This is a genomic window from Pseudomonas sp. EB271-G4-1 (genome assembly GCF_058791355.1).
The window spans coordinates 189,188-203,313 of sequence record NZ_JBYTEO010000003.1 but is presented as its reverse complement, the minus strand read 5'-3'; the positions used below and the strand labels follow the sequence as shown (position 1 = coordinate 203,313).

General features: G+C 58.5%; 17 protein-coding genes and 1 tRNA gene. 11 read left to right on the top strand and 7 right to left on the bottom strand.

Annotation, left to right across the window (positions count from 1 at the left end):
- The first annotated feature begins 198 nt into the window (after positions 1 to 198).
- The 7 genes from AC3WWR_RS02975 (at position 199) to AC3WWR_RS02945 (ending at position 5,137) form a co-directional block, all read left to right on the top strand.
- On the top strand, positions 199 to 1,692 hold the full coding sequence (locus AC3WWR_RS02975) for a sensor domain-containing diguanylate cyclase (protein WP_020798404.1): 1,494 nt from the start codon (positions 199 to 201) through the stop codon (positions 1,690 to 1,692).
- On the top strand, positions 1,679 to 1,897 hold the full coding sequence (locus AC3WWR_RS02970) for a cysteine-rich CWC family protein (RefSeq protein WP_020798403.1): 219 nt from the start codon (positions 1,679 to 1,681) through the stop codon (positions 1,895 to 1,897). Before AC3WWR_RS02975 ends, AC3WWR_RS02970 begins: the two co-directional genes overlap by 14 nt.
- Before the next feature lie 34 nt (positions 1,898 to 1,931).
- Complete coding sequence (locus AC3WWR_RS02965; RefSeq protein WP_083348379.1) at positions 1,932 to 2,624, top strand: pseudouridine synthase; 693 nt, start codon at positions 1,932 to 1,934, stop codon at positions 2,622 to 2,624.
- 310 nt (positions 2,625 to 2,934) lie between these two features.
- Positions 2,935 to 3,819: an alpha/beta fold hydrolase gene (locus AC3WWR_RS02960; protein ID WP_020798401.1), complete on the top strand. Its 885-nt coding sequence runs from the start codon at positions 2,935 to 2,937 to the stop codon at positions 3,817 to 3,819.
- Positions 3,820 to 3,984: 165 nt separating this feature from the next.
- Positions 3,985 to 4,058, top strand: a tRNA-Gly gene (locus tag AC3WWR_RS02955).
- 453 nt (positions 4,059 to 4,511) lie between these two features.
- Positions 4,512 to 4,691: a type II toxin-antitoxin system HicA family toxin gene (locus AC3WWR_RS02950; RefSeq protein ID WP_077184214.1), complete on the top strand. Its 180-nt coding sequence runs from the start codon at positions 4,512 to 4,514 to the stop codon at positions 4,689 to 4,691.
- 35 nt (positions 4,692 to 4,726) lie between these two features.
- Entirely contained in the window at positions 4,727 to 5,137 is a 411-nt protein-coding gene (locus AC3WWR_RS02945; protein WP_083348378.1) for a type II toxin-antitoxin system HicB family antitoxin, read from the top strand.
- Positions 5,138 to 5,285: 148 nt separating this feature from the next.
- Here AC3WWR_RS02945 and tam read toward each other — a convergent pair whose 3' ends face one another.
- A complete protein-coding gene (gene tam, locus AC3WWR_RS02940) occupies positions 5,286 to 6,056 on the bottom strand; it encodes a trans-aconitate 2-methyltransferase (RefSeq protein WP_151140745.1) in 771 nt (256 codons plus the stop codon).
- Between the two features lie 258 nt (positions 6,057 to 6,314).
- Here tam and AC3WWR_RS02935 point away from each other — a divergent pair, with 258 nt between their 5' ends.
- Positions 6,315 to 6,725 carry a low affinity iron permease family protein gene (locus tag AC3WWR_RS02935; RefSeq protein WP_020798397.1) on the top strand — a complete coding sequence of 137 codons (411 nt, stop codon included), beginning with the start codon at positions 6,315 to 6,317 and terminating at the stop codon, positions 6,723 to 6,725.
- A gap of 45 nt (positions 6,726 to 6,770) precedes the next feature.
- On the opposite strand, the gene AC3WWR_RS02930 is transcribed toward AC3WWR_RS02935, so the two are convergent.
- The 5 genes from AC3WWR_RS02930 to AC3WWR_RS02910 all read right to left on the bottom strand — a co-directional run bounded on the left by AC3WWR_RS02930 (position 6,771) and on the right by AC3WWR_RS02910 (position 10,656).
- Complete coding sequence (locus AC3WWR_RS02930; RefSeq protein ID WP_492598443.1) at positions 6,771 to 7,274, bottom strand: DUF4142 domain-containing protein; 504 nt, start codon at positions 7,272 to 7,274, stop codon at positions 6,771 to 6,773.
- Positions 7,275 to 7,348: 74 nt separating this feature from the next.
- Complete coding sequence (locus AC3WWR_RS02925; protein WP_080725380.1) at positions 7,349 to 7,504, bottom strand: stress protein; 156 nt, start codon at positions 7,502 to 7,504, stop codon at positions 7,349 to 7,351.
- 117 nt (positions 7,505 to 7,621) lie between these two features.
- Positions 7,622 to 8,968, bottom strand: coding sequence for a sensor domain-containing protein (locus AC3WWR_RS02920; protein ID WP_151144005.1), 1,347 nt, complete (start codon positions 8,966 to 8,968; stop codon positions 7,622 to 7,624).
- 99 nt (positions 8,969 to 9,067) lie between these two features.
- Positions 9,068 to 9,706, bottom strand: a complete 639-nt coding sequence (locus AC3WWR_RS02915) for a LysE family translocator (protein ID WP_033044291.1) — start codon at positions 9,704 to 9,706, stop codon at positions 9,068 to 9,070.
- The gene (locus AC3WWR_RS02910) at positions 9,703 to 10,656 is read right to left on the bottom strand and encodes a LysR family transcriptional regulator (RefSeq protein ID WP_454866648.1); all 954 of its coding nucleotides are present in this window, start codon (positions 10,654 to 10,656) and stop codon (positions 9,703 to 9,705) included. Before AC3WWR_RS02910 ends, AC3WWR_RS02915 begins: the two co-directional genes overlap by 4 nt.
- A gap of 77 nt (positions 10,657 to 10,733) precedes the next feature.
- On the opposite strand from AC3WWR_RS02910, the gene AC3WWR_RS02905 reads away from it, so the two are divergent.
- The gene (locus AC3WWR_RS02905; RefSeq protein ID WP_492598442.1) at positions 10,734 to 11,222 is read left to right on the top strand and encodes a DMT family transporter; all 489 of its coding nucleotides are present in this window, start codon (positions 10,734 to 10,736) and stop codon (positions 11,220 to 11,222) included.
- 318 nt (positions 11,223 to 11,540) lie between these two features.
- Positions 11,541 to 12,560 (top strand): DUF4917 family protein, encoded by a 1,020-nt coding sequence (locus AC3WWR_RS02900; RefSeq protein ID WP_042955463.1) that lies wholly within the window; start codon positions 11,541 to 11,543, stop codon positions 12,558 to 12,560.
- A 97-nt stretch (positions 12,561 to 12,657) separates the two neighbouring features.
- Here the strand turns inward: AC3WWR_RS02900 and AC3WWR_RS02895 are convergent, their stop codons facing one another.
- Positions 12,658 to 13,200 carry a helix-turn-helix domain-containing protein gene (locus AC3WWR_RS02895; RefSeq protein WP_020798388.1) on the bottom strand — a complete coding sequence of 181 codons (543 nt, stop codon included), beginning with the start codon at positions 13,198 to 13,200 and terminating at the stop codon, positions 12,658 to 12,660.
- A gap of 112 nt (positions 13,201 to 13,312) precedes the next feature.
- On the opposite strand from AC3WWR_RS02895, the gene AC3WWR_RS02890 reads away from it, so the two are divergent.
- On the top strand, positions 13,313 to 14,095 hold the full coding sequence (locus AC3WWR_RS02890) for an aldolase (RefSeq protein ID WP_020798387.1): 783 nt from the start codon (positions 13,313 to 13,315) through the stop codon (positions 14,093 to 14,095).
- Positions 14,096 to 14,126: the final 31 nt, after the last annotated feature.

The window sequence follows — 14,126 nt, the reverse complement described above, 5'->3', positions numbered from 1 at the left end:
TCCGATTATGACTGACGGCCGCCAACAGCAAGGGGGAGCAAGCTCCCCCTTCGGTTTTTACCGGACACTAGTGACGCAGAGCGTGGGAACGATCTGTGTCAAAACACAGGAACGACCATTCGCGACGTACATGGAGCAGCTATTTCCCCCGACAGTCCTTAGAATGCTCGCCACCGGATAGCTGACAATGGAACTGCCATGCCGCTTCGCTCGCCGCTGTATTCCCAACGGTCGTTGGTCCTCACGCTGGTCGCGTTGCTGGGTGCAGGCTTCCTGGCCACCTCCTTTCTCAGTTACTACGCCTCGCGCGCGTCGATCCGCGACAACATCGTCAATACCGAACTGCCGCTGACCTCGGACACCGTCTACTCGGAAATCCAGAAAGACCTGGTCAGGCCAATCCTGATTTCCTCAATGATGTCCCGCGACACCTTCATGCGCGACTGGGTGGTCAATGGCGAGCGCGACACCGGCCAGATGACCCGCTACCTCAACGAGGTCATGACCCACTACGGCGCCTACACGGCGTTTTTCGTCTCCGACACCAGCCTGACCTACTACCACGCCAAGGGCGTGCTCAAGCAGGTCAAGACCACCGAACCCCGCGATGCCTGGTACTTTCGTGTCCGTGACATGAAAGACCCCTACGAGATCAACGTCGATCCGGACCTCGCCAACAAAGACAACCTGACCGTCTTCATCAACTACAAGGTCTACGACTATCACAACCGCTTCATCGGCGCCGCGGGTGTCGGGCTGACGGTCGACGCGGTGATCAAGCTGATCGACAAATACCAGCAGCGCTACCAGCGCAGCGTGTACTTCGTCGACACCTTCGGCCGCCTGGTGCTCACCGGGGCCGAGGGCGGACCGCAAGGTGCCCTGGCCGGGCAGACCCTGGCCGAACTCGACAGCATGAAAAACCTGCTCAATCAGTTGCCCAAGCCCCACAGCGGCAGCTACGAATACTCGGGCCAAGGCCAGGGGCATTTCCTCAACGTGCGGTTCATCCCGGAGCTGAACTGGTACCTGTTCGTAGATAAGCGCGAAGATGGCGACCTCAACGACATCCGTCGCTCGTTGTACCTCAACTTGCTGATTTGCCTGGTGGTCACATTGACCGTGCTGGCCCTGCTCAACCGCGTGATCAATCGCTACCAAAGTCAGATCCAGACCCAGGCGACACTCGACAGCCTGACCGAGCTGCCAAACCGTCGCGGCTTCGACCTGCTGGCCGCGCAAGCGATGCAAGAAGCCCAGCGCGAACCCAGGCCGCTGACGGCGTTGCTGCTGGACCTGGACCATTTCAAGGCCTTGAACGACACCTACGGCCACCTGGCCGGCGATCAGGTGCTGATCGGCTTCGCCCGTGACCTGGAAAGCTGCCTGCGCCACTCCGACATCGTCAGTCGCTGGGGCGGCGAGGAATTCATCGTGCTGCTCAAGGACACCGACGCAGAGACGGGTCAAGTGATCGCCGAGAAAATACGCCGGCATGTGGAACACCAGCCATATGCGTACAATGGCAACCGCTTGCAACTGACCGTCAGCATCGGCCTGACCTCCCTGCAACCCGATGACACCTTGCACACCCTGCTGTCGCGGGCCGATCATGCGATGTATCGGGCCAAACAATCGGGCCGCAACCGAACCTGCGTGGAGCTCCCACACCCTGTCTATGACCAAGCCTGACCTCTGCCCCGCTTGCGGCGCACCCAACGATTGCACCCTGGCCGACCCGCGAACCGCGGACAGGGCGTGCTGGTGCTACGGCGTCAGCATCGATCCGGCGGTGCTCCAGGCGCTGCCTGCAGAGCTGCGCAACGCAGCCTGCCTGTGCCCGCGTTGCGCCGAGGTCGAGGCGCAGTTGCAAGCAACGGCCCGGCCGATCACGTAAGATACGCCGCCCTTTACTCACCGATCTTCAAGTCATGCGCGTCGACCGTTTTCTCAGCAACCTGCCCTGCTTCAACCGAAAGCAGGTGCGCCTGTTGCTGGTGGAAAAACGCGTCAGGATCGACGGCCAGACCGTCAGCGATCCCCACGCCGACGTCCGCGAATTCAGCCGCGTCGAAGTCGACGACGAAGTGCTGCAAGCCGGCAAGGCGTTGCGTCACTTCATGCTGCATAAACCCGCCGGATGCGTCAGCGCCACTCGCGACCCCCAACACCGCACCGTACTGGACCTGATCGCGGAGCCAGACAAGGATGACCTGCACATCGCCGGCCGCCTGGACTTCAACACCACCGGCCTGATGCTGATCACCAATGACGGCAGTTGGTCGCGACGCCTGACCCAGCCACAGACCAAACTGGCGAAGGTCTACTACGTCGAAACCGAGCAGGACATCGGCCCCGAATACGCGGTCAAATTCCGCGAGGGGCTGTATTTCGCCTTCGAAGACCTCACCACCCAACCCGCCGGGCTAGAGCTTCTGGGTCCCAAAAGCGCGCGCCTGAGCATCGTCGAAGGCCGGTATCACCAGGTCAAGCGCATGTTCGGTCACTTCAACAACAAAGTAACGCACCTGCACCGCGAACGCATGGGCCCGCTGACGCTCGACAACGCGCTGAAACCCGGCGAATACCGCCCTTTGAGCGACCATGAGATCGAATTGATCTAAGCAATCTACCGCTCAGCAGAAGTTGTCGAACAATTTACCAAAGACACTTGCGCGATGACGTGACGCCTGCTTGAATCAGGACGTCAGCCGAAATGTGACCGATGAGTCACGGATTACATCCAAGAAACTTTTTGCCGGTAGGAACCCTTGGGTTCCGGCCTCACCCGGCAGACTGCCCGCCAATAACAATACCCGTCGACCGGGCTGCATGGATCGACATGGGCTAACAATTTCAAGGCGTATGCCTACCTGTCACAAAGCTCGTGCAATCTCATTTGCGCGCATACCCGCTTGCCAGGAGTCTTATGACATGAGGCCAGAAATCGCTGTGTTGGATATACAGGGTCAGTATCGGGTTTACACGGAGTTCTATCGCGCAGACGCCGCAGAAAAGACCATTATTCTGGTCAACGGCTCGCTTGCCACGACTGCGTCGTTTGCACAAACCGTTAAAAACCTCCACCCGCAGTTCAATGTCGTCTGCTACGACCAGCCCTACGCGGGCAAATCCAAAGCCCACAACCTGCATGAGAAACTGCTGACCAAGGAAGTCGAAGGGCAGATCCTCCTGGAACTGATCGACCACTTCGCCGCCGAGCACGTGCTGTCGTTTTCCTGGGGTGGCGCCGCGACGCTGGTCGCATTGGCCCAACAACCTCGGCGCATCGAAAAAGCCGTGATCAGCTCGTTCTCCCCGGAGATCAATGCGCACATGCTCGATTACCTCGAGCGCGGAGTCGACTACCTCGGTAGCCGCGATGGCGACCGGGTCGGCAACCTGGTCAACAGCACCATCGGCAAACACTTGCCGACGCTGTTCAAGCGCTTCAACTACCGCCACGTCAGCAGCCTGGCCGATCACGAATACGGGCAAATGCATTTCCACATCAACGACTTGCTGCACAGCGATCGCCAGTGCTTCTTCAAGGCGGCGCAGAAAATCAACGTACCGGTGCTGTTCATGAACGGCGAATGGGACGAATACACCGCCGCCGAGGGCGCACGGTTGTTCGCCGACCACGTGCAACACGCCACCTTCACGACCCTGGATGCAACTGGCCATTTTCTCGACATGGAGCACAAAGCCGCCTGCCGAGACAGCCGCAATGCACTGCTGGGGTTCCTGAAGCCAGCACAGCACGAAAGCCGACCGCGTTTCCACCACGTTCAGGACCGCCATGCATTGTCCCTGTGAAGTAGCGTCATCGCGAGCAAGCCCCACCCTTCCCTGTAGGAGCGAGGCTTGCCCGCGAATGACCGTCTCACGGTCTGTGGACGTCATTCACCCGAGCTAAAGCCATCAAACGCAAAGAAAAACTTCATTTCCACGCGCACATCTGGTACAAAGTCACCGCTCTGAGCGGGTGTCGTATAATGGCATTACTCCAGCTTCCCAAGCTGATAACGAGGGTTCGATTCCCTTCACCCGCTCCAATCGAATTTTTGTCTCACGTTGTTTTTTGACGGGGGATGCAGATATAGAAAAAAACCGGCCTTCAGGGCCGGTTTTTTTGTGTCTGGAATTTGATGAGATTCCAGCTTGTCATTTCCGCTGGTCGCCACTGCAGTGCTCCCAACCGCTCTGCTTACATTAGCGTTTTCGCATAGGATCGACGTTCCGCTAGCGTTTTTCTTGCCTCAGTAAAGAATTTCGTTAAAGCAAGTCGGTTTCAAGACCTTCCAGAGAGCAAAGGAGCATCTGCTGGAAAGACTAAAGGAAAACCTTCGCAATACATCCATTCGGGTTGTCCAAGGCTTTTTCGCATCGCCCTCCTGGACTCGATTCCTATCGCTGCCCCACCGAGCCAGGAAGACTTTGGTGGTTATAGTGTTGATTAAAAAAATTCAGTGGGTATAGTAACCACAAGCACACCACAGGGAGGTGTTGTGAATAGCCGATTTTTGATTAGCCAACTCGTTGCGGACGGCTGGTATCTGGTACGTATAAGAGGCAGCCACCATCACTTCAAGCATCCGACCAAACCGGGGCTGGTGACCGTCCCTCACCCGAAGAAAGATCTTCTCAAGAAAACGGCCATTAGTATTTTGCAACAGGCGTTGCTCTGATTAATGCTGCGCTGAGTCCTCGGAGGACAATGACAATGCTTTACCCGATTGCGATTTCAATGGGAGATGAGGAGCACGCCTGGGGCGTTGAAGTCCCTGACATTCCCGGCTGTTTTTCCGCCGGGGAAGATCTGGATGATGCGATGGCGATGGCCCGAGAAGCCATTGAAGGCCATTTCGAGATTCTGGCCGAAGGCGGTTCACCCATTCCTCCTGCGAACAAAGTGACATTGCACGCAGCCAATCCCAAGTACACGGGGTGCGCATGGGCACTAGTGGACATCGACGTTACCAAGTATCTAGGCAAGGCCCAGAAGCTGAACATCACGCTGCCTGGTTACCTGCTCAACCGTATTGATGAGTATGTGCTGCACCACCCGGAAGAGAAAAGCCGTTCGGGCTTCCTGGCTTCGGCAGCACTCAAGGTGTTGCAACAAATAAGCTGATTGCAGCGATCTATCAACCGGCCCGCGCGGCCGGTTTTTTCGTCAACGAATGGGGCCCCTCAGATGCCGAGGTCGTCGCGCAACCGACACTGACCCAAAAGCGGGATCGCCTGATGATGTTGGTCAGTGTTCAGCGATGATTGATAAATCAGCGCGTCGCCACCAGAAACAATCGCGGGAATGGCAGCAGCACCGAACCATCGGCCAATGCCGGATAGGTTTGTGCAATTGCAGCCTGATACTGCTGCAGAAACTGCGTGCGTTCGGTCTCATCCAGCGGTTCGAGGAAGGGCCGCAGTCCGCTGCCCTTGAACCACTCCACCACCCCCGACGCGCCGCCCGCCAACGGATGATGGTACGTGGTGCGCCAGACATCGACGCGGGTGCAACAGGCTTTCAGCATCGAGTAATAAGCGCTGGCATCGGCCATTTCCGTGCGTTGTCCGGCGACTTCAGCAAGTTTGCCTGCCCAGGGACCGTCCGCCGCGACTTCGCGCATCAAGCGGTGTGAGGGTTGATTGAGGTTGTCGGGCATCTGGATTGCCAGGCTGCCACCGGGTGCGAGCTTGCTCACCAGCGCCGGCAGCAACGTTGCGTGATCAGGCACCCACTGCAGTACCGCGTTGGCAAAAATCACATCGAATGGGCCAGTGTCATTCCAGGTGTCGATGTCAGCGACATCGAAGCGCACCTGTGGCAAGCGCTTGCGCGCGGCCTCGATCATGTCGGTCGAACTGTCCAGCCCCCGCACTGTGGCATCAGCGAAGCGCTCCACCAGCAACTCGGTCGAGTTACCGGGACCGCAACCGATGTCGATGGCCGAGCGCACTGCACCGGAGGGGATGGCGGCCAGCAGGTCGCGGGCGGGACGGGTCCGTTCATCTTCGAAAGTGACGTATTGTTTGGCGGACCAACTCATTGCGTTCTCCTGTCGGTGCATTTGTTTTTTCGGCACGGGCAAAAATTTCAATCGTAACCATACATCGCCAGCAACCCAATGCGAGCCTTTCAATGGGCAAAACTTCAAGATCAAAAGATCGCAGCCTGCGGCAGCTCCTACATCGGATCAACCCGTAGGAGCTGCCGCAGGCTGCGATCTTTTGATCTGAAATAAGCCGAATTTTCACCCCGCCGCCACTGTCTGAAATTCAGGCGCCCACTTATAAGGAAAACGGCCATGAAATTCGCAAAAATCGCACAGAAACTTGCTTTGTGGACCGGCAGCCCTTCGACATTCCTCGGGGCGATCATCCTGATTTTGCTGTGGGGATTCAGTGGGCCGATCTTCGGTTTCAACGATACATGGCAGTTGGTCATCAACACCTCGACTACCATCATCACCTTCCTGATGGTGTTCCTGATCCAGAACACGCAGAACCGCGACACGGACATTCTGCACCTGAAGGTCGATGAGTTGCTGCGAGTGACGAAAGAAGCACAGAACGCGATGCTCGGGCTCGAGGCCCTGGACCTCAAGGAACTGGAAGCACTGAGAAAGCACTACCGCAGCCTTGGCGAAGGCCAGACCATTTCCATTGATGGCACCGTGGTCCAGGAGAAAGGCAAGCAGGATCTGAATAAATGCTGATCGACAGTGCGTGGGTGACCGCAAGTCACCCACGCACGCGAAGCGTTAGCGACTGGCTTGCAAGGCCCTGGCCATTTGCAGGTGATTCTGCAGCTTTGGCAGGGTCTCTTCTGCGAACGCCTTGATTTGCGGCACGTCAGTGGTCTGGGCCGTTTGCTCCAGCTGCTCGATGGCTTCCTGGGTGGTCTTGACCTGACTGGCCGTGTAGGCCTGGTCGAAGGTCTCGCCTTCCATGACCTGCGGCATCAGCGCCTTGGCTTTTTCCATCACTTCTTCACGCGGTGCCACCGGCAGATCCAGTTGCTTGGCGATTTTCGCCAGGTGCTGGTTGGCGGTCGTGCGATCGTTGATCACGACGATGGTGTAGTCCTTGACCTCCTTGGATTCGGACTTCTGGTGCGCCAGTCGGCTGGCTTCGATGTCAGCGATGCCTTTGGCCGACGCATCGTTGATGAATTCGGTGGGCGTCTGGGCGAAGGCACTGTTGGCACACAGGCCCAGTAACGCGGCTAGACCGCAGTTGCGTAATCGGGTGGCCATAGGGTTCATGGTCGCGCCCTCCTCAGTAAAAATTCAAACGGGAGCTTTCGCTCCCGCTTCTCAATCAGAACCACCTGCATCCATTACTTGGATTTCTGGCCGGGTTTGCGGCCCATCTCGGACTTCGTGGAGTCTTTATCAACAGTCGTGGTCGTGGTTTTCCCACCTTTACGACCGGCTTCAGACGTCTTCGTTCGATCGTTGGCGTGTCCCGAGCTCGAGTTTCTTGAGTTAGGCATGATTCTCTACCTCTTGATGATGATCTCGGCGAACCATTGCCCGCATAGAATCTGAATTTCCATCCATCAAAAGGTTTAGAAAAGCTGGAATCGCCACGACGAACGGTGGCGATAATGTCAAACGAGCCGCAGGTGTTGCTCGCGCTTGGCGCTGTACATCGCCTCGTCGGCGTGCCTGAACAGCTGCTTTTCTTCAGTGCCGTGTTCGGGGTATTGGGCGACGCCGATGCTTGGCTGGATATGCAAGCTGTGTCCGTCCAGGCGCATGGGCGCAGACAGTACCTGGCGAATTTTCCCGGCCACACAGTCGGCATCCCCCGAGGCGTGGATGCTGTGCAGCAACACCACGAATTCGTCACCGCCAATACGCGCCACCGTGTCGGTTTCGCGCACGCAGCCCTTGAGCCGATTGGCCACGGTTTGCAGCAACATGTCGCCGACCGCGTGACCGTGGGTGTCGTTGACTTGTTTGAAGCGGTCAAGATCGACGTACAACAGGGCCATACGTCCACGCTCCTCCAGCGCCGACGCCAAGGCCAGCTTCAGTCGGTCCCGTAGCAGTTCGCGGTTGGGCAGCTGGGTCAACTGGTCGTACTGGGCCATGTGCTGCAGGCGCGTGTGCAATTGCTTGCGCTCGATCGCCGTCGCGACTTGTGCGCAAACGTATTGCAGCAACTCCTTGTCCTGTTCGGTGTAGCGCTCATCGCCCGGCTTGCTTTTGACGATCAGGGCACCAATCGTGCCGTTTTGCGAGTTCAGCGGTACACCCAGCCAGCACGGCGAATGCTGCCCGCTCACCAGCGACTCGAACTCCAAGGGCAGGTCGCTCTGGTCCGGCGTCAGCAGGATCGGCAGGCCGCTGTGGACGACCTCCGCGCAAAGGCGTGCGGTGATGGTTCCGGGCTGTTCGGGATGCGGTTCGTGGTCGTCGACGTGATAGGGAAAATTCAGCTGCGCACACTGCTCGTCATACAGCGCCACGGAAAAATTCAACGCCGGTAGCCATTCGCCGATGATCAGATGGATACGCTTGAACAACGCCAGCAAGTCTTCCGCGGCATGTGCCGCTTCGGAAATCGCATACAACGCCGCTTGTCGGGATTCGGCCAGCTTACGCTCGGTAATGTCGCGGGCCACGGCGATGCGCAGCTGGTCGACCTCCGACCAACGCGCCGACCACAGGATATTGACCACCCGGCCGTCCTTGCGCAGGTAGCGGTTTTCGAAATTCAGCTTGGGTTCGCCGCCCATGATTTCCCGCGCGGCGTCGAGGGTGCGCTGGCGATCGGCCGGGTGCACCAGATCGATCATTGGCTGGCCGATCAGTTCGTCGGGGGTATAGCCGAAAATGCGCTCGCACGCCGCGCTGACAAATACGAAGCGGCCTTGTTTGTCGACCGCGCAAACGGCGTCCAGCAGGAGGTCAATGTAGCTCGCCAACGGCGCGGAGTTTGTGCTGGTCATGGTGCCGTGATTTTGTCCGGACATTGCAGCCATTGGAAACTCTCCCTGACCGGTCAGGCGCCTGAGCGCCGACGGTACAACCGACGCATCCCTTCAATCTCACGCCTTGTTCGTCACCAGCCCCGGCAGTGCATGCGCCAGGGCGTTGATGGCGAAACCGATGAACATCAGCCCGCATAACCGGGTGATAGCCAGTTCATGGCGTTGATACAAGGTGCGCACGCGCCGCGCGCCAACGATGCCGATGAGGATAGCGTAGGCCAGCAGGCCGCCGACGAAGCTCAAGACGATCAGCCACGGCAACATCGACCAGCTCAGCAACTCTGCCCGGCTGGACAATAGCGCAGTGAAGGTGGCCACCGCCACCGGGTAAGCTTTCGGATTGGTCAGGCCGAACAGAATGCCGTGCCAGAATGGCTGCCGCGCAGGCCCCTGCGGCGCCTCGCCCACCCGCTGGCGCGCGCGCACCGCACGCCAGCCGAGCCAGAACAGGTAGAGCCCGCTGAGCACGCCCAGTACATCGAAGGCCGTGCTGCCGATTTCCCGCGCACCGACAATCGCTATCAATGCGGTACTGCACCAGACCACGTCGCCCAACAAATGCCCGCAGAGAAACCCCGCCCCCGCCCGCCTTCCGTGGGCGGCGCCGATGCCGAACACCGCCAATACCCCAGGCCCTGGCGTGATGCCATAGATGAAGCCCGAGGCGAGAACGGCCATTAGCAGGGAGGGAGTCATGGGAAGTCCTTTTGCGCTGTTTGGGTGAATGGGCGCCAGTTTATATCAGCTGAGGCTCGCTCAATTTGCGCATTCAACCAATTCAACGCCTGGTCGCTGCCCCGGCGTTTGTGCCAGGCCAGGACAAAGGTGAACGACGGGATATCAAACGGCGGCGGCACGATAATCAATGACTGCTCGTCGATATCGCGCAAGGCACGAGAGGCGACGGTGAGGATCAGGTCGGTGCCGCTGATCAACTGCGGGGCGACGCTCCAGTGCGGCAGGCTGACGGCGACTCGACGACGCTCGCGCAGGCGGGTCAAGGCGCGCTCGATTTCCGGGGTACCGCTGCCACGCATTTCCAACAAGACGTGGGGGCGGCTCAAATAGGTGCGAAGCTCGAGCACGCTCGCGTCAGCCAGGCTGTTACGGTCCAGCAGGCAGACATAGTGCTCTTCGAACAACGGCGTGCTGCGCAACTCATTGGGCATTTCCGGAAACACCCCGGCGGCTGCATCGATTTCACCATTGAGCACCCCTTCGAGCATGCCTTCACGGCTGGCGTGGCTGATCTGCAGGTCGATGCCGGGCGCTTCACGACGCAGCGTGCGAATCAATTCCGGCAGGACGATGGCGGCGCCATAGTCAGACATCGCCAGGCGAAAAGTGCGTTTGGCCGTGGCCGGATCAAAGGCATTCGGTGCCAGCAGCGATTGCACCTGGGCCAACACTTCACCCAGCGGAGCCATCACCTCCAGCGCTCGTGGAGTCGGCACCAGGCTTGCGCCAGCGCGCACCAGCAACGGATCACCGAGCAGATCGCGCAAGCGTGCCAGGGCATGGCTGACAGCAGGCTGGCTCAGGTGCAGGCGCTCGGCCGCACGGGTCACGTGTTGCTCGCTGAGCAAGGCGTCGAGGATCACCAGCAGGTTGAGATCAATGCGCCGCAGATCATTCATCTGATGCATGTTCTGGATAGCAAAACGGAATTTAAATCTGCGCGACGAATGCTCTAGAGTCCAGCAAAACCTGTTGGAGAATGAATATGAGTACGTTGCATTGGGCGGGTCTGTTGTTGCTTGCTGCATTCGCCGGTGCGGTGGTGCCGTTTCAGAGCGCAATCAATGTCAATCTGGGACGCGGCCTGGGTCATCCATTGTGGGCGACCCTCGCTTCATTGATGGTGAGCATCCTGGTGCTGTTGCCGATCATGCTGGCGATGCGCTTGCCATTGCCGTCGATGGCGTTCATCGGCAAGGCGCCGCTGTGGATGTGGGCCGGTGGTGCGTTTGGCGTGTGTTTTATTTCACTGGCGCTGGTATTGCTGCCCAAGCTTGGCGCTTCGGGATTCATGGCGTTGGCGTTGGCGGGGCAAGTGGTGGCCTCGCTGGTGCTGGACCACTTTGGGTGGTTTGGGTTGGAGGAGCGCCTAATCACCTTGCCGCGATTGGCTGGGGCAGTGTTGTTGATCGGCGGTGTGGTGTTGATTCAGTTTGGGGCCATGCCGGCCAAGTCTTTGGCGGCTGCGGGTTGAAGTAGTTGTCGAGTGTTCAATGTTGATTGTCAGTCAGTCTTCGTGAGCAGGCTCGCTCCCACAGGGGAATGCATTGCTATCTGCAGGCGCTGCAGGATTCAGTAACCGTCAGAACTTGTCGAGCGTGCGCAGCTTCTGCGCCAAGTCCCACAACAGCGCCGGTCGGCGGTGCTTATGCGATGACGCTGAGCGGATTCGTCCATCAACTGACGGCTGCCGCGATTGGCGCGATGATCTGAGTGATGCAGACCAGGCTCAGTGCTCGACCATGATAAAGTCGCCGCCCATCAGACCTTTTGCTTCGAGATGAACACCGCAATGACCGATTTCCAGGATGTCGACGCCCAACTTGAAGACTGGAACGTCTTGCGCAGCGGCGCTGCGTTCGACGGTTTGCTGGTGGGTAATGGGGCCAGCCGTGCGGTGTGGGATGACTTCGGTTACGACTCGCTGTTCGAAAACGCCCGCACCGTCGAAGAAAAACCTCTCAGCCCATCCGAGTTGAGTGTGTTCGATGCGCTGCAGACACGCAGCTTCGAACAGGTACTCAGCGCTTTGAAAACCACCAGCCGGGTCAACAAGGCCCTGGCCGTCAGCTCTGCCGCACCGCGTAATCGTTACTACGCGATCAAGGAAGCGCTGATCAACACCGTGCACGCCGTCCACATCCCGTGGCGGTTGGTCGAAGCCTCGAGCCTGGCGACCATCGGTGAGGAACTGGGCCGTTATCGTACAGTGTTCACCACTAACTACGACTTGCTCAATTACTGGGCGATCCAGCAGCAACCCGAGGCGATCACCGATCTGTTCCAGGGGTCAGAACCTGTCTTCGACCTGAGCGTTACCGCCACCGACAAGACCCGTTTGCTGTACTTGCACGGCGGTTTGCACCTGGTGCGCAACCAGGACGGCACCGCGCGCAAATTGATGTCGACCGAAGGCACGTTGCTGGGCAATTTCGCCATCAACAACACGATCAAGACCCTCGACGATGTACCGTTGTTCATCAATGAAGGGCCGAGCGCAGACAAGCTCAAGACCATCCGCAGTTCCGATTACCTGTCGTTCTGCTACGAGCAGTTACTCGGCCATGGCGGCGGGTTGTGTATTTTCGGGCATGCATTGGGCGAGCAGGACAGTCACATCGTGCACGCCTTGCGCGTGGCGAAACCGAAGAGAGTGGCCATCTCGATTTACCCGCGCAGCAAGGCGTTCATCCAGCACCAGAAGCGGCATTACGCGAAGCTGTTCGAGGGGACTGGGGTTGAGTTGCAGTTTTTTGATTCCAAGACCCATGCGCTGGGTAGCCCGAAGCTAGCGGTTCCAGTGGAAGTTTAGTTGTTTGAGCTGATGCCTTCGCGAGCAGGCTCGCTCCCACAATGGAATGCATTCCTCCTGTGGGAGCGAGCCTGCTCGCGAAGCTTTTGAAGTCAACTCATTCCTCGCGGCTATGCACCACCACCAGCAACTGCGCCTGCACCTCGCCTACCGAGCGGATCCGGTGCGGTTTCTGCGAGTTGAAGTGCAGCGCATCGCCACGACCGAGCAGCACTCGCTCGTTCACAAAATCCACCTCCACCTGCCCTTCGTGGACAAACAGGAACTCTTCCCCAAGGTGCTCCTTGAAGGTTCTGTCGGTGAACTCGGTCGGCGGGTAAATGATGAACGGCAACAAGCTGCGTTCGCTGACCTGACGGGCCAGTACCGCGTAGCCTGGATTGTCGTCGCTGGCACCCAGTGACTGACGCTCATGGCTGCGTACCAGGCTGTAGCTGTCAAGGCTCACCTTATCTTCGGAAAACAGCTCCTCGACCTTTACGTTCAGTGCCTTGGCCAGCTTCAATGCGGCCGCAATCGACGGCGTGTTCAGGCCGCGTTCGACTTTCGACAGATAACTCTTGGTCATGCCGGATTTTTCCGCCAGCGCCTCAAGGGTTACGCCAAGTTTTTTTCTCAATAATTTCAAACGGATAGACATGTAGAACGATTAATCCATCGAGGATGGTGACGAATTGTCCTTGCTCATGACACAAAGTGTCATATAGCATCTTTAGTGTCATATGCATGACCCAGCCAACGAGGACACCGACATGGCCGAGACTTTAGCACTGCCCAAAGATCAGTTGGTCAAGCAAGCGCTGAACCAGATGCAAAACACCCTTGTGGATAATACGTGGACCGATCGGCAAAAGCTGGCCCTGACCTGCCGCATTCTGTTCGAGAATGGCCACGACTCTGGCCTGGCTGGGCAAATCACCGCCCGCGGCCCGCAGCCTGGCACCTATTACACTCAACAACTGGGCCTGGGTTTCGACGAAATCACTGCGGGTAACCTGTTGCTGGTCAACGAAGACCTGCAAGTGCTCGAAGGCCACGGCATGCCGAACCCGGCCAACCGCTTCCACAGCTGGGTGTACCGCGCCCGGCCAGATGTGAACTGCATCATTCACACCCACCCGACTCACGTCGCAGCGTTGTCGATGCTGGAAGTGCCGCTGCAGATCTCCCACATGGACCTCTGCCCGCTCTATGACGACTGCGCGTTTCTCGAAGGCTGGCCTGGCGTACCGGTGGGCAATGAAGAAGGCGAATTGATTGCCGGCGCCTTGGGCGACAAGCGCGCGATCCTGCTTTCCCACCACGGCCAGTTGTCCACCGGCACCACCATCGAGGAGGCCTGTGTGATTGCCCAACTGATCGAACGCGCCGCCAGGTTGCAGCTGCTGGCGATGAGCGCCGGAACCATCAAGCCGATCATCCCCGAACTGGGCCGTGAAGCCCATGACTGGATTGCCCGGCCCAAGCGCCATGCCGCCGCCTTTAACTACTACGCCCGGCAGAACCTGCGTCGACACGCCGATTGCCTGAACTGAACCCCAGAGCTCATTTGAACGGAGAGACACC